General features: G+C 68.7%; 16 protein-coding genes and 1 tRNA gene. 15 read left to right on the forward strand and 2 right to left on the reverse strand.

All coding sequences use genetic code 11. The features are described 5' to 3' along the window. The first annotated feature begins 9 nt into the window (after positions 1 to 9). From GXY35_09800 to GXY35_09845, 10 genes are all read left to right on the forward strand, one after another. Positions 10 to 204, forward strand: a complete 195-nt coding sequence (locus tag GXY35_09800; GenBank protein ID NLW94869.1) for a hypothetical protein — start codon at positions 10 to 12, stop codon at positions 202 to 204. An 11-nt stretch (positions 205 to 215) separates the two neighbouring features. Further along, positions 216 to 1,238: a D-alanine--D-alanine ligase gene (locus tag GXY35_09805; protein ID NLW94870.1), complete on the forward strand. Its 1,023-nt coding sequence runs from the start codon at positions 216 to 218 to the stop codon at positions 1,236 to 1,238. Then, positions 1,235 to 1,720, forward strand: coding sequence for a GNAT family N-acetyltransferase (locus tag GXY35_09810; GenBank protein NLW94871.1), 486 nt, complete (start codon positions 1,235 to 1,237; stop codon positions 1,718 to 1,720). The genes GXY35_09805 and GXY35_09810 overlap by 4 nt, the downstream gene beginning before the upstream one ends. Then, positions 1,717 to 2,958, forward strand: a complete 1,242-nt coding sequence (locus GXY35_09815; protein NLW94872.1) for a KamA family radical SAM protein — start codon at positions 1,717 to 1,719, stop codon at positions 2,956 to 2,958. Before GXY35_09810 ends, GXY35_09815 begins: the two co-directional genes overlap by 4 nt. A 102-nt stretch (positions 2,959 to 3,060) precedes the next feature. Continuing rightward, positions 3,061 to 3,534 carry a hypothetical protein gene (locus tag GXY35_09820; protein ID NLW94873.1) on the forward strand — a complete coding sequence of 158 codons (474 nt, stop codon included), beginning with the start codon at positions 3,061 to 3,063 and terminating at the stop codon, positions 3,532 to 3,534. Between the two features lie 174 nt (positions 3,535 to 3,708). Continuing rightward, on the forward strand, positions 3,709 to 4,455 hold the full coding sequence (locus GXY35_09825) for an ABC transporter permease (GenBank protein ID NLW94874.1): 747 nt from the start codon (positions 3,709 to 3,711) through the stop codon (positions 4,453 to 4,455). Positions 4,456 to 4,500: 45 nt separating this feature from the next. Further along, positions 4,501 to 5,277: an ABC transporter permease gene (locus GXY35_09830; protein NLW94875.1), complete on the forward strand. Its 777-nt coding sequence runs from the start codon at positions 4,501 to 4,503 to the stop codon at positions 5,275 to 5,277. Between the two features lie 4 nt (positions 5,278 to 5,281). After that, complete coding sequence (locus GXY35_09835) at positions 5,282 to 6,013, forward strand: ABC transporter ATP-binding protein (protein ID NLW94876.1); 732 nt, start codon at positions 5,282 to 5,284, stop codon at positions 6,011 to 6,013. A gap of 58 nt (positions 6,014 to 6,071) precedes the next feature. Continuing rightward, positions 6,072 to 6,683, forward strand: a complete 612-nt coding sequence (locus tag GXY35_09840; protein ID NLW94877.1) for an MCE family protein — start codon at positions 6,072 to 6,074, stop codon at positions 6,681 to 6,683. A gap of 1 nt (position 6,684) precedes the next feature. After that, a complete protein-coding gene (locus GXY35_09845; protein ID NLW94878.1) occupies positions 6,685 to 7,785 on the forward strand; it encodes a hypothetical protein in 1,101 nt (366 codons plus the stop codon). A gap of 60 nt (positions 7,786 to 7,845) precedes the next feature. Here GXY35_09845 and GXY35_09850 read toward each other — a convergent pair whose 3' ends face one another. Next, a complete protein-coding gene (locus tag GXY35_09850; protein NLW94879.1) occupies positions 7,846 to 8,103 on the reverse strand; it encodes a hypothetical protein in 258 nt (85 codons plus the stop codon). Between the two features lie 593 nt (positions 8,104 to 8,696). On the opposite strand from GXY35_09850, the gene GXY35_09855 reads away from it, so the two are divergent. From GXY35_09855 to GXY35_09870, 4 genes are all read left to right on the forward strand, one after another. Further along, a complete protein-coding gene (locus GXY35_09855; protein NLW94880.1) occupies positions 8,697 to 8,906 on the forward strand; it encodes a hypothetical protein in 210 nt (69 codons plus the stop codon). Between the two features lie 159 nt (positions 8,907 to 9,065). Beyond that, the gene (locus GXY35_09860; protein NLW94881.1) at positions 9,066 to 9,446 is read left to right on the forward strand and encodes a hypothetical protein; all 381 of its coding nucleotides are present in this window, start codon (positions 9,066 to 9,068) and stop codon (positions 9,444 to 9,446) included. A 116-nt stretch (positions 9,447 to 9,562) separates the two neighbouring features. Then, positions 9,563 to 9,639, forward strand: a tRNA-Arg gene (locus GXY35_09865). Between the two features lie 188 nt (positions 9,640 to 9,827). Continuing rightward, complete coding sequence (locus GXY35_09870) at positions 9,828 to 11,069, forward strand: tetratricopeptide repeat protein (GenBank protein NLW94882.1); 1,242 nt, start codon at positions 9,828 to 9,830, stop codon at positions 11,067 to 11,069. 94 nt (positions 11,070 to 11,163) lie between these two features. Here the strand turns inward: GXY35_09870 and GXY35_09875 are convergent, their stop codons facing one another. After that, positions 11,164 to 12,495 (reverse strand): NCS2 family permease, encoded by a 1,332-nt coding sequence (locus GXY35_09875; protein NLW94883.1) that lies wholly within the window; start codon positions 12,493 to 12,495, stop codon positions 11,164 to 11,166. Positions 12,496 to 12,896: 401 nt separating this feature from the next. On the opposite strand from GXY35_09875, the gene GXY35_09880 reads away from it, so the two are divergent. Then, positions 12,897 to 14,840 carry a hypothetical protein gene (locus GXY35_09880; protein ID NLW94884.1) on the forward strand — a complete coding sequence of 648 codons (1,944 nt, stop codon included), beginning with the start codon at positions 12,897 to 12,899 and terminating at the stop codon, positions 14,838 to 14,840. The last annotated feature ends 35 nt before the right edge of the window (positions 14,841 to 14,875 follow it).

A 14,875-nucleotide genomic window follows, 5' to 3' on the forward strand; every position in this document is an offset into this window, starting at 1 on the left:
CGCGCGTCTATGAAGAAGAGAACGACGATCTATATGGACGAGGAGCTTCACAAGAAGGTGCGGATGCTGGCGATCCGGGAGAACACGACGATGGCGAGGATCTTCGTCCACGCGCTGCGGCGCTACCTCGCCGAGCTGCAGGAGGACCCGCGGCAGGAGAAGTTCCCCCAGTTGCTGACCTCCCCGGAAAAGGCGATCCGCTGAAAGGCCGGGCCATGCGCGTCGCGCTCACCTACAACCTCAAGCCGCAGGCCTCGACGGCCCCGCGCCCCGACTATTTCGCCGAGTGGGACGACTCCGCCACCATCGAGGCCGTCTCGACGGCGCTCGCGGGCGGGGGGCGGGAGGTCGTCGGGATCGAGGCGGACCGCGACCTCGCGGAGAAGCTGAAGCGGGTGCGCCCCGACATCGTCTTCAACATCGCCGAGGGGATCGATTCCCCCAGCAGGGAGTCGCAGGTCCCGGTCATCTGCGAGATGCTGGAGATCCCGTACACCGGTTCGGACGCGTTCACCCTCGCGGCCTGCCTGAACAAGGCGCGCGCCAAGGAGATCATGTCGTTCCACCGCGTCTCCACGCCGCCGTTCCGGGTGATGGCCTCCCCGGACGAACCGCTGAACGGGATGCGTTTCCCGGTCATCGTGAAGCCGCTCTGGGAGGGGTCGAGCATGGGCATCCGCGACGACGCGGTGGTGGAGACGGCGGATGCGCTCCCCGCGCGCCTGGGGCGGATCCTCGAGGAGTACCGGCAGCCGGCGCTCGTCGAATCGTATCTCGACGGCAGGGAGTTCACCGCCGCCTTGTTGGGCAACGGCGACGAGGTGCGGGTGCTGCCGCTCGTGGAGATCGACTTCGCGACGCTCCCCGCGGGGGCGCGGCGCATCTACTCCTGGGAGGCCAAGTGGGTCTGGGACCGTCCCGAGGCGCCGCTGAAAATCTTCTCGTGCCCGGCGGCCGTGAAGGTCGGCCTGCGGCGCGACATCGAGGAGGTCTGCACGCGGGCGTACCGGGCGCTCGGCTGCCGGGACTGGTGCCGCATCGACGTTCGCCTGGACGGCGACGCGGCGCCCCACGTGATCGAGCTCAACCCCCTGCCGGGGATCCTCCCCGACCCGGATGAGAACTCCTGCTTCCCAAAGGCGGCGCGGGCCGCCGGGATGAACTACGGGGAGCTGGTGCGGGAGGTGCTCCGTATCGCCTGCAGGCGCTGCGGGCTGAACGGGGAGGGGGCGCGATGACGGCGCCGCCTATCCGCCCCGCGGAGCCGGGGGATCGGGCGGAGATCGAGCGTCTCCTCTCCGCGGCGAAGGAGTTCAGGGCGGAGGAGGTCGCGTGCGCGCTCGAGCTGTTCGACGAGTCGTGCGCGGGCGGCGACGGCGACGAGGAGTACCACGTCCTCTGCGCCGAGGCGGAGGGGGGCGGGATCGCGGGCTTCGCCTGCTGGGGGAAGACCCCGCTGACGCGGGCCACGGCCGATCTGTACTGGATCGCCACGGACCCGGCGAGACGGCGGAGCGGCGTGGGGAGACGTCTGCTGCGGCAGGTCGAGCAGGCGCTCGCGGAACGGGCGATAGCCCTCCTCGTCGCGGAGACGTCGTCGCTCCCCTCCTACGCGCATGCGCGGGCGTTCTACGAGAAGGAGGGATTCGCGGAGGAGTCGCGCATCAGGGATTTCTACGCGCCCGGCGACGACCGGGTGATCTACTGCAAGAGGCTATGAAAACCATACCGACCGCCCCCCGCACGCGGGGGACGCAGAAGGAGGAGGTCACGTTGCCTACGCGACCCGTTGGCGCGATCTGGAAGGATGTCCCGGAGACGGACTGGAACAACTGGAAATGGCAGATGCGGCACCGGGTCGTCACCCTCGCCGAGCTCTCCCGCCTGATCCCCCTCACCAAGGACGAGGAGGCGGGCATCCGGCGCGAGGCGAACAGGCTGCCGATGGCGATCCCCCCGCACTTCCTCTCGCTCATCGACCCCGACAACCCGGAGTGCCCGCTGCGGAGGCAGGTGATCCCCCGCATCGAGGAGCATTTTGCCTGCTCGCGCGACATGGAGGACCCGTGCGGGGAGGAGAAGGACTCCCCGGTCCCGCGGGTCGTCCACCGTTACCCGGACCGCGTCCTCCTCATCGCGACCGAGGCGTGCGTCTCCTACTGCCGCTACTGCACCCGCAAGCGCATCGTGGGCACCACGCAGCACAGCATCAGCGCCGACGAGCTCGCGCGGGCCTGCGACTACATCGCGGGTAACCGGAAGATCCGCGACGTCCTCGTCTCGGGGGGCGACCCGCTCGTCTTCTGCGACGACCGGCTCGAGGGGATCCTCAAGGCGCTCCGCGCCATCAAGCACGTGGAGGTCATCCGGATCGGGACGCGCGCGCCGGTCTTCCTCCCCCAGCGCATCACCCCGGAGCTCGTGGCGATGCTGCGGAAATACCACCCGCTCTACATGAGCATCCACTTCTCGCACCCGCGCGAGCTCAGCCCCGCGACCGTGCGGGCCTGCGAGATGCTCGCCGACGCCGGCATCCCGCTCGGGAGCCAGACCGTCATCCTCAAGGGGGTCAACGACAACCCGCCGACGGTGAAGCGGCTGATGCACGAGCTCATGCGGGCGCGCGTGCGGCCGTACTACCTGTACCAGTGCGACCTCGCGGTCGGCACGGAGCATTTCCGCACGCCGATCTCCACCGGCATCAACATCATCGAGAAGCTGCGCGGCCACACCTCCGGCTACGCGGTGCCGACCTTCGTGGTGGACGCCCCGGGGGGCGGCGGCAAGATCCCGCTCGGCCCGAGCTACTTCATCTCCATCGTCGAGGGGCGGGTGGTGCTGAGGAACTACGAGGGGAAGATCTTCGAGTATCCGGAGCCGATGGACGCGCGGCGGCTCAAGGTGAAGCTCCGGAGGGAGGAGATCTCGGAGAGGAGCCGCCCGCTGCTGGTGTCGTGAGGGGCGTTTCTTTTCGATAATTGCACGTTGACAAGCCCCGGCCGCGGTAGTACCTTACCGGCAGGGTTGGGCATTGCGTATGCGCGCGGAAGGAGGTGGCGGTTGAAGAAGTGCGTGGCGGCCGTTCTCACGATGACGTGCGGTGTGCTGTGCGTGGCCGCGCCGGTCCTCGCCGACCAGGGGGCGTACCCCGCCGCCCCGCCGCAGGAGCCGTCGTTCGCGGCCCCGTCCGGAGAGGCGTCGTCTCCGGCTGAGCCGAAGGGCGACCTGGATCCGCGGTGGGTCGGGGCGATGTCCGCGGTCATCCCCTGCACCGGGCAGTGGTACAACGGGGAGCTGCTGACCTGGAAGACCGCCGCGATGGCGGTGCTCGAGGGCGGCTCCATCTTCGTCCTCGTCTACTTCCTGGTCGAGGGTCCCCGGCCCGTGGCGTTCGCCGGCGGCGGCGGGATGCTCATCGCGCACACCTGGAGCGCGTGGGACGCCTGGAACGTTGCCAAGAAGAATCAGGGCCTGGCCCTCAACATGGACCAGGAGCGGCAGCGGGTCATGGTGAGCTACAACGTCCCCTTCTGAAGCGCCCCGTGCGCAACGGATCGAGCCCCCGGGCCTCGCGGCCCGGGGGTTTTTCTTTCGTCCCCGCCCGCCCCGCCGCCCCCCGCGCCCGCGGGCCGTCCGCGCCCGATCCCGGTAGGCCCCTCCCGCCGGCCGTGGTAGAATGACGGGCACACGGCGGGGGCATCGACGGCAATGCGCTTCATCACCGAACTCGGCAGGATCGCCTCCTTCGGCGCGCAGACCCTCTACTGGGCCGCCCGCCCGCCGTGGTTTTTCCGGGAGACGTTCAGGCAGATGGCCCTCACCGCGGAGCGCTGCCTCATCCCCGTGATCGCGGTCGTGGCCCCGTTCGGGATGGTCATCACGCTGCAGGGGCTCGCGATCGTGAACCTGTTCGGCGTCGAGCGGATGCTCGGCAGCATCCTCGTCGTCTCGCTTCTGCGCGAGCTCTCCCCGGGCCTCACCGGCATCATGATGGCGGCGCAGGCGGGGAGCACGGCCGCGGCGGAACTCGGCACGATGCGCCTCAGGGAGGAGACCGACGCGCTCGCCGTGATGGCCGTGAACCCGTTCCAGTACCTCGTCGTCCCCCGGCTGATCGCCCTCACCCTGGCCTGCCCGCTCATCAACGCGATCGCCTGCTCCAGCGGCATCGCGACCGGCTACGCGGCCGCGGTTTTGCTGAAGGGGGTGAACCGGGGGGCGTTCGCGGCGAACCTGTACGGCTTCGTGCGGGCCGCCGACCTCTGGGGGGGGATCGTGAAGACGCTCGTCTTCGGCTTCATCATCGGGCTCGTGAGCTGCTACTACGGTTCCACCGTCAGGGGGGGCGCGGAGGGGGTGGGGAAAGCCGCCAACGACGCCGTCGTGCGGTCGATCATCGCCTTTCTCGGGATCAACTATTTTCTGACCTCGGCGCTGCTGTCGATGGCGGGATAGCGGCGGCGGGGACGGACGCCGCAGGCGCCGGAGAGGGAGGGACGGATGCGAGCGGAAGGCGAAGCCGCCGGGCGCGCGGCGCCCGCGCGCCTCCTTGCGCAGACGGGACGATGGTGGCTCTTCTGCGCCCGCACGGCGCGCGCGGCGGCCGCGGCCCCCCCGCCCCTTGCCTGGATCCTCGAGGAGGCGTACCGGATCGGCGTCGGGTCGCTCTTCATCGTCTGCGCCGTCTCCCTCTTCATCGGGAGCACCATCGCGCTCCAGGGCTGGCACGCCTTCCGGCAGTTCGGGGGGGAGGGGCTCGTCGGGATCTTCGTCGCGCTCGCCTGCGTCCGAGAGATGGGGCCGATCGTGGCGGGCTCGATGGTGGCGGCGAAGGCGGGGACGGCGATGGCCGCCTCGGTCGCCGCGATGCGGGTGAAGGGCCAGATCGACGCCCTCGAGGTGATGGCGGTCAACCCGTACCGCGCCCTGGCGGCGCCGCGGATCGCCGCCGCCCTCATCGCCCTGCCGATCCTCGTGATCTTCGCCGATTTCTTCACCGTGCTGGCGGGCTACCTCGTGGCCGTGCGCCAGCTCGGGGTCGACCCGGGGACGTTCATGGAGAACGTGCGGAGCAGCGTCGGGCTCCTCGACCTCTGGTACGGTATGGCGAAGGGGGCGGTCTTCGCGGCGATGATCTCCACCCTGAGCTGTTGCCACGGCTTCCACTCCGCCCCCGGCCCCGAGGGGGTGGGGCGCGCCACCAACCGGGCCGTCGTGAGCGTCTGCGTGGTGTGCATCGTGCTGAACTACTTCTTGAGCGAGCTGATGTACGGGTGAGACCGTGATCGAGTACCGCAACGTCTGCAAGTCGTTCGACGGCGTCCGTGTGCTCGCGGACGTCTCCTGCTCCCTCCCCGAGTCGAAAATCACCGTCTTCGTCGGGCCGAGCGGCGTGGGGAAGAGCGTCTTGATGCGGATGATCGTGGGCCTGGAGAGACCCGACTCGGGCGCGGTCCTCGTCGGCGGGGAGAACGTCGCGGCGCTGGACGAGCGCGGCCTCTACCGCCTGCGGCGCAGGATGGGGATGCTCTTCCAGGACGGCGCCCTGTTCGACTCGATGACCGCCGGGGAGAACGTCGCCTTCCCCCTGCGCCGGCACACCCGGCTCTCCGAGCGCGAGATCGAGCGCGTCGTGGCCGAGAAACTCGCGCTTGTCGGGATGCCGGACTGCGCCCCCAAATACCCGTCGGAGCTCTCCGGCGGGATGCGCAAGCGCGTCGGCCTGGCCCGCGCCATCGCCCTCGAGCCGGAGATCGTCCTCTTCGACGAGCCGACCTCCGGCCTCGACCCGCTGATGGCGGACGCCATCGACGACCTGATCCTCGACATGCAGCGCACGCTCGGCTGCACCTTCGTGGTGAACAGCCACGACATCCCCGGGACGTTCAAGATCGCGGACTCCATCGGGGTCCTCCACGACGAACGTCTCGTCGCCTTCGGGGAAAGGGAGGAGATCATCCGCTCGCACGACCCGGTGCTGACGAACTTCTTCGCCAGGCACCGGGGCCGATAACGGCGCCGCGAGACGGCGCCACAAACCACGATCAGACGCATTCGACAGGAGGCAGACGATGCGCACACGCTTCAGGTACGAAATCTCGGTGGGGCTCTTCGTCGTCGCGGCGGCGCTGCTCCTCGGCTTCATCTCGCTGAAGATCTCCCGCGCCCGGGTGCGGGACGGCGTCGAGGTGTCGTTCCTCTTCCCCCACGCCTGCGGCCTCGTCAAGGACTCGCCGGTGGCGGTGGCGGGGGTCGAGGTGGGCTACGTCACGGGGCTTCGCCTCGAAGGGGGGAAGGCGCTCGTGGGGGCGCGCGTGAGCGCGGCGGCGGGGCTCAGGAGCGACCTGCGCGCCCGTATCCGCTCCAGGAGCCTCCTCGGCGAACCGTACCTCGAACTCGTCCCGTCGGGCGGCTCGGCGCCGCTCCTGCGGGACGGCGACCGGATCGACGCCGCCGTCTCCCCGGTCCAGATCGACCAGCTGGTCGCGTGGCTCGGCCGCCTCCTCGAGCGCATCGACCCCGACGACGCCGCGCGCCTCGTCGACGCCCTCGCGCGGGACCCCGAGGCGGCCGCGCGGATCGTGAGGAACGCCGACGCGCTCCTCGGCCGCCTGGCCGCGACCGACGCCGAGGCGCTGCGGAACTTCGTCCGGGAACTCAGCATACGCGCGAGGCTCTTCTAGGATGCGCCGCATCGCCCTCTACCTCAGCGGACACGGCCTCGGCCACGCGATGCGGATGAAGGAGCTGCTCTTCCGCATCCGGGAACGCGCCCCCTCCGCGGCCCTCTACGTGACCGGCCCGGTGCCGCGCTGGGTCTTTGAGGAGCCGCCCGCCGTGCCGGTGCGCCTCCGCCCGCTCCGTTGCGATGTCGGGGCGATTCAAGACGACAGTCTGCGCCTCGACGTGCGCCGCACGATCGAGGAGAACGAGAGGTTCTACCGGGACGCCGACGCCCTCGTGCGGCGGGAGGCGGCGTTCCTCCGGGCCGAACGGATCGACCTCGTCGTGGGGGACATCCCCCCCCTCGCCTTCCTCGCCGCCTCGGAGGCGCGCCGGCCGAGCGTCGCCGTCGGCAACTTCTCGTGGGACTGGATCTACGAGGAGTACGCGGCGGAACGCGCCTCCTTCGGCTCCGTCGTGGAGCTCGCGCGCGAGGCGTACCGGCGGGCGGACCTCCTGCTCCGTCTCCCGATGCACGGGGCGATGGAGGCGTTCCGCCGGGTGCGGGACATCCCCCTCATCGCGCGGAAGGCCGCGACGCCCCGCCGGGAGGTGCGCCGGAGGCTCGGGATCGCCGACGGGGAGCGGCGAAAGGTGATCTTCATCTCGATGGGCGGGCACGCCGGGGCCGAGATCCGGGAGAGCGGCCGGGCCGACTTCGGCGGCCATCTCTACCTGTCGTACTTCCGGCCGGCCGCGCGGATCCCGAACCTGATCCTGATCGCCGACCGGGCGGGGATCGCCCACCCCGACATCGTCGCGGCGAGCGACTGCGTGATCAGCAAGCCCGGCTACTGCACCGTCGCCGAGTGCATCGCGAACGAAACGCCGCTCGTCTACACCTCGCGCGACCATTTCCGGGAGTACGCCGTGATGGCGGAGGGGGCCGCGCGCTACTGCCGCGCGCGGCTCCTGCCGAGGGAGGATTTCCACGCGGGTGCGTGGGCGGAACAGATCGAGGCGCTCCTCGCCGGACCGCCGCGGCGGCCGGAGGCGCTGCGCACAAACGGCGCGGAGGAGGCGGCGGGGATCATCCTGGAGGCGGCGGAGAAGTCCGCATAGCCCCTCCAGGAGCCGCGCGCGAGAAGACGGCCCGGTCGACGGGGCGGACCCGCGCGCCGTCTACCGGCTCCGGCGCGTGTTCTCCCAGGTCCTGGTCAGCATATCCATGATCCTGCGGTTGCCCTGGAGAAGCTGGTCGAGTTTCTGGTTGATCGAGGCCAGATCCCGCGAGATGTTCTGTTGCGCGTACGCCTGCGCCTGGGACGGATACCCGACCTGCGACTCCCCCCGGCGCGGGGAGAGCACGAGCAGGGAGGCGGCGAATCCCGCCGCCATTCCGATCCCGACGAGGCCCGCGCGCGCGCGCATACTCTTCATGGGGCGCCTCCTTTCGCGTCCTTCCGTCAGTACAGTATACACCGAGCGCGGCTGCATGTCACCATGCCGCCCCCTCCGGCAATGCGTATTGGGGGCGGACCACGATAATTCGTTGCGGAAGTGGATGTTGCGACTATTCTGGCCCCTAAAAAGGGCTTTTTCAGCATAACTCATTCCGGCACAATACAATATCGTGGTCCGACCCCAATGCTCCTCTCTGCTCCTCTCGGATGCAGCTCCACAGGTCCCGCGCCGCATATCCCACCATGAAGCCAAGGTCTTGCCTGTCAGGATCGAAATCCCACACACTGTGTCTCGTTCGTGGCACGGTATCCTCTCCTTTCTTTCCTGCCCGATTGGACCGGAGAGGATACCTTTGTTGTCCCCCTGTTCCCTTGCCCTTTTCACCCCCCTCCCGGGGACTTCTTCCTCCTTTTGCATACACTACTTGACGCTGCCCGACCTTCTACCCCCTTCCCCATCCTCCCCCTTCGTGGCATAATCACCCTCGGCGGTCCGATGCCGATACCGGCCTCCCGCCGCGCGCCGACTCGATCTGCAGGAGAAACCCGTTGCACGGAGGGAACCATCTCGTGAGGATACCGTTAGCCGTACCCGCGGCGATCGCCTGTCTCGCATGCGCCGGGTGCACCGCTCCCGGCGGCAGGGCGCCGGGGCAGCCGGATTTCCCCTCGATGGCCAGGGAGATGGCCGGCGAGTTCGGGACGTTCACGGTCGACGTCAAGGACGAGGTCGTGGACAGGGTCCTCGATGAGACCGCGGGGCTGCGGGGGCAGCCGTAACGGATACGCGCCGCGCGCGCGGCGGCGAACCGGGGGCGTGTTCTCATCGCCCCAACGCCGCGGCGCGGACCAGACGCAACGCGCCGCGACCGCAATCGGTCCGCCCGCGCCGGCGGCAGCGGCGGTTCGAGGAGTGAGGCGATGCGGATCTTCCGAAAGATGAAACCCTCCCCGGCGCGAAGGGGCGCGCGCGGCGCACTGCTCGCACTGGCCCTGGCCGGGTGCGTCACGTATACGGGACCGAGATCGAACTTCATCGTGCCCAAGGAGGCTCTGTACGTGACCGGTCCGGATGCGCAGAACCGTGTCGAGGTCGGCGGCTCGATCCGGTTCCGCGAGTACACGCCGCGTTTCGTGACGTATGCGATCAGGAACAAGAACTCGGGAGCGACGGTCGAGGGCTCTCTCACGCCCGGCCACCCGTTCAAGGACTCGATAGCCGCCGGGGTGCACGACAAGATCAAGGTGACCTTCACGGATGACCGGGGAAAAACAAAAAGCAGAACGTTGAAGGTCCCCGCCTCGCGGCGCGCAAGATAGACACGGCAAGGATCCCCTCCGGGATCAACCGGGGCACCCTTTCGCCGTCCAGTGCCGCCTGCCCGTTCCGCCCCGCCCCCCGCCGGCCTGTGTTATACTTTCCCCGTGCGACACCCGCGCCCGTAGCTCAGCTGGACAGAGCAACGGATTTCTAATCCGTCGGCCGCAGGTTCGAGTCCTGCCGGGCGCGCCACAACTATCGTCCCTGGCGCATCGTCTTTCGTTTCCAGGGATAACGGGATCATCGCGAGGCCGGCAGGACGAGAAGCTGCGCTGCAGGAGAGTCTGTTTCGAGCGCAGCCGAGGGGAGTCCTGCCGGGCGCGCCACGACCGCCGTTTCCGGTCATTCGTTTCTCGTTTCCAAAGGGGGAGGGGCAGACGATGAAGACGGCGACGATCTGTATCCTGCTGCTCGCCGCGGCGGGGCGGGCGAGCATCGAGAACCCGACGATCAGGGAGTACCCCCACCTCGGGCTTTTCTACGCCCACACCGGGCAGCACGAGCTCGCCGTGGCAACCTACCGCGCGATGCTCTCCCGCCACCCCGACGCGGGTGAGGCGCAGGAGGGCTGGCTGGAACTCGGCGTCTGTTGCCGTGAACTGCTGCGGCAGGCGTTGGCCGATCTCGCGCGGGCCAGGGAGGGCGGGGCGCCGAAACGGGAGATCGAGGAGATCGAGTCGAAGGCCTCCTCGTGGATGACCCAGGCGCTCGCCGCCTACCAGACGGTCCTCGCCCGGTACCCCGCCTCGCGGGCGGAGGCGATCATCGGCACGGGGGACGTTCTGGCGGCGTTCGGCGCGGAGAAGGCGGACGAGGCGCGGCGCGAGTACCTGAAGGTGGTCGACGGCTATCCCGAGGAGGCGGCGCGGGCGCAGGTTTTGATCGGCGACCTGCTCGCCGCCACGGGGGATCCGGCCGGGGCGAAGACGGCCTACCGCCTGGCGGTGCTGTCGTTCCCCGAGATCGCGCCGCTGGCGATGATGCGCCTCGCCGACCTCCTGTTCGCGGAGGGGGCGTTCGGCGAGGCCGCGGACGCCTGCACCTCCCTCGTCGAGGGGATGGCGGTGGACGGCGCCTACGACCACAGACTCCACCCGATCGGCGACATACTGGAGAGGGCCATCGCCCGGCGCGGCGAGGCGGAGCGGGCCCTCGGCAACAGGGACGCCGAGCTCTCGGGCTACGCCGACGCCGCGACCCGGTACGACGGCACGCGCGCGGCCGCGGCCGCCCGGTTCGAGTCGGCCGAGGCGCTCGACCATTACGGGAAGGGGGACGAGGCGGCGGGCACGCTCGAGGCGGTCGTCTCCCGTTTCCCCAAGAGCGTCTGGGCGGTCCGGGCGCGGATGCGCCTGGCCGCGATGCGGGGGGCCTCGGCGCGCGCGGTCGAGCAGTACCGGGGGATCGCGGACTCCTGGCCGCAGAGCATCTACTGGGTCGAGGCGCAGATGCGGATCGCGGACACGTGGAGGAGGATCGCCGAGGCCGAGGAGGAGGCGGACAAGAAGAAGGAGGCGCGGACGAAGGCGCGCGCCGCCTGCGAGGAGATCGTGGCGCGCTGGCCCGCGTGCCCCGAGACCGCGAAGGCGAAGGAACTCCTCGCCGCCATCCCTGCGCCGTGACCGCGCCCCCCGTCCGGATCGTCAGGCAGACGGACCGGCCGAGAGGCGAAGGTCAACCGCCGGCCGGATCCCGCCCCCTCCGCGCCGGGGCATGTCAGATCTTCAGGTAGACGAATCGGGCGACGAAGAGCGCCGCGCAGACGTAGATGAGCCACGGCACCTCCCGCCCGCGCCCCGCGGCGAGCTTGATGGCCGCGAAGAGGATGAAGCCGAAGGCGATGGCGGTGGCGATGCTGAAGGTGAGCGGCATCAGGATGACGATGAGGAACGCCGGGATCGATTCGGTGCAGTCGCGCCAGTCGATCTTCACGACCGGCTGGAGCATCATGCTCCCGACGATGATCAGACCGGGCGCCGTCACCGGATGGAGCAGCGCCCCGGCGATCTCGACGCCCCCGCCGATCATCCTGACCAGCGGCGAGAAGAAGATCGCGGCGACGAAGAGCAGCCCGGTGACGACGCTCGCCAGGCCCGACCTCCCCCCGCAGGCGATCCCGCTCGCGCTCTCCACGTAGGAGGTGACGACGGGGGTGCCGCACACCGCCCCCGCGCAGGTCCCCACCGCGTCGACGAGCATCGCCTTCCCGACCCGCGGGAACCTCCCGTTCTTGATGAACCCCCCGAGCTCGCCCACGCCGGCGAGCGTCCCCACCGTGTCGAAGACGTCCATGAACAGGAACACGAGGATGATGGAGACGAGCCCCATCTGCATCGCCCCGGCGAGGTCCATCTGGAGCAGGGTGGGCATCATCGAGGGGGGCGCCGCCGCGATCCCCTGGTAGCGCACGATCCCGAGCGGGATCCCGGCGAGGGCGGTGGCGAGCATCCCCCAGAGGATGGCCCCCTTCACCCCCCGGACCAGCAGGGCGCCGGTCAGCACGAGCCCGCCGAGCGACAGGAGCGCCGGCCGACTCATCACGTCGCCGAGGGAGACGAAGGTGGCGGGGTCGGCGACGATCAGCCCGGCGTCCTTCAGGCCCACGAAGGCGATCAGGAGGCCGATGCCGCAGGCGACCGCGTGCCGGAGCGACTCGGGGATCGCGTCCATGATCGCCTGCCGGATCCTCGTGAGCGTGAGGACGATGAAGATGAGCCCCTCGATGAAGACGCAGCCGAGGGCGACGCGCCACGGCACCCCCATCCCGAGGCAGACGGTGTAGGTGAAGAAGGCGTTCTCGCCCATCCCGGGGGCGAGGGCGATCGGGTAGTTCACCCAGACTCCCATCAGGATCGTCGCGAAGGCGGCGGAGAGACAGGTGGCCATCATCGCCGCCCCGAAATCCATCCCGGTGGCCGAGATCATCGCGGGGTTGACGAAGATGATGTACGCCATCGTCATGAAGGTGGTCACCCCGGCGACCATCTCCGTGCGGACGTTCGTGCCGAGCGCGCCGAGGCCGAAGTATCTCTCGAGTGCCCTTTTCATCCCGAAACCCTCCCGTGTGCGGCGGCGCCAGGAGGATAGCACAGCGCGGAAAGCCGTGTCCAATCCGGGAACTGGTCATGGACATACTGCCCTGATGGTGTCATCGAAATCGGGATCGGGATCGCCATCGGGATCGAAACGGAACGGCACTCGGATACGAGCGACCAGGATCTATACCGGGTGCGGGAGAAGATTGCGATCCACGAGGGGAACGAGATCGATCCCGTTCCCGATCCCGTTCCCGTTCCCAATCCCGTTCCCGATCCCGATCCCGATAGCGATTTCGATTTGGATGCGCGCACGCCTCGACACGCGGTTGGGCAAACGACTTTTCGCTTGACGCCCCCCGCGGATGATGTTGAACTGACCGCAGGGCTTAAGCCCCGGAAGGGAGGCCTTCGATGCGAGTCTCCTCGTTGCGTGCCGCCGTCGTTCTCCCCCTCATTCTCCTCCTCGCCATCCCCGCATTTGAAGCCGCCGCGTCGGGACTGGACTTTTCCACCTACCTCGGCGGGAAGGATAATGATTCGGTCCGCGACATGGCGATGGATTCCAACGGGAACATCTATCTTGTCGGGACCACCGAGCCGCCGCCCGAAGGGGGTTCTCTCAAAGGCGATTTCCCCACGCACACTCCCTTCAATCTCTGCACAAAACCCAATCGGGGCGGGCATGACGATCGCGCCGGCGATCTCTTTATCTCGAGGTTCTCATCCGGGGGGCAGCGCCTCTCCTCGACGTATTTCGGCGGGGACAAGGACGATTATGCCTGCGCGATCGCCGTGTGGAACGGCAGCATCTTCGTCGCGGGACACACAGGGAGAGCCTCATCAGACACGGAATCGAAAAACCTCCCCACCAAAGAGGGCGCCTACAAAGAGAATGGCAGCGGCGTCTTCGTCACCAAATTCGATTCTCCGTGCCAAACGATGCTGGCCTCCACGCTCATCGAGGGCACCGATGTCACGGACATGGCGCTGGATCAGGCCGGGTCCCCCATCGTGGTCGGGTACTGGAACGGCGGGAACTTCACCACCACAGAGAACGCGTATCAGAAAAAATGTAAGGGCGGCTGGGATGGCATCATCGTGAAGCTCGACCCCGATCTGAGCCGCGTCGTCTACGCCAGCTTCCTCGGCGGCAGAGAGGACGACGAGATCACAGGCATCACGACGGCTCCGGACGGGTCGTTCTACGTCGTGGGGAGAACGGCATCGCCGAATTTCCCCGTCTCGCAGGACTCCCTCCAGCCGAACTACCCCCCGCAGTCCACGGGAAACGGCTTCGTCGTCCGTTTCTCGAGCGACTGCCGCTTCGAGCGGTCGACGCTCCTGGGCGCGTGGAGCATCGACGGCCTAAAGAACAACGCCTCCAACCTGGAATCCGTCGCCACGGACTCCTCCGGCAACGTGTATGTGGCGGGAACGTACACGCGGAACGGCATGGACGGGGGGTCGCAGCAGAGCGAGGCGTTCGCAGCCAAACTCACCCCGCGCCTCGGCGATCTGTTTTACTACAAGCCCCTCTACGGGCTCACGGAGCGCGACGGCTGGACGAACGCCCACTCGATCGCCGTCGACGAAAACGGTTCCGCGCTCGTCGCGGGGATGACCACCTTCGACGATTTCCCCGTGGTGCATCAGTACCAGGAGTCCCGCGCCGGAGATAGGGACCTGTTCCTGACGAAACTCTCGCCCGGCGGGGAGTTCATCACCTATTCGACCTACCTCGGCGGCGCCGGGAACGACGCGGCGCCGGTCGTGGCCATCGCCCCGGACGGAAACGCCGTCGTCGCCGGCACCACCGCGTCGACCGACTTCCCGGTCGACAGCTACCCGTACCAGAAAGAGTTCAAGGGAGGGAAGGACGCGTGCATAAGCGCCCTCACCACCGCCCCCTCCAGCAACGTCAACGCGGCGAACCTCGGCCTCCTCCTCTCCTCCCCCCGGCTGCGGTCGGGCGACCTCCTCTCCATGTCGATATCCCTCGGCAAGGATATCGACACCGCGTTCGACGCCTACATCGGCGTGTCGAACAACACGACGGGGCAGATCGCGAGCATCCTCCTCAACGGCTACGTGGATGACGGCCTGTTCCCGTGCGCCCGGGGGATGCAGGGGTTGAAGGCGCCGGTCCTGCACTCGGTCTGGAAGAACATGGCGGTGACCCCGAGTTTGGCGGGGTCGTGGACGCTCTACGTCGTCACGACCGACCCCGGCCGGCTCCCCGAGGGGGTCGGGAGCGTCAACGACCTCAAGGAGTTCGAGCTTCTGGGCAAACTCCCGAAATACGCGCAGACGATCTACACGATGGACTGCGTCCTGTCCGCCTCCAGGGTTCACTGAGCGGGGGGGCGGGGCGCGTCGCCATTTCGCGCCTG

Source organism: Chlamydiota bacterium, assembly GCA_012729785.1.
Taxonomy (GTDB): Bacteria; Auribacterota; Tritonobacteria; order UBA1439; family UBA1439; genus UBA1439.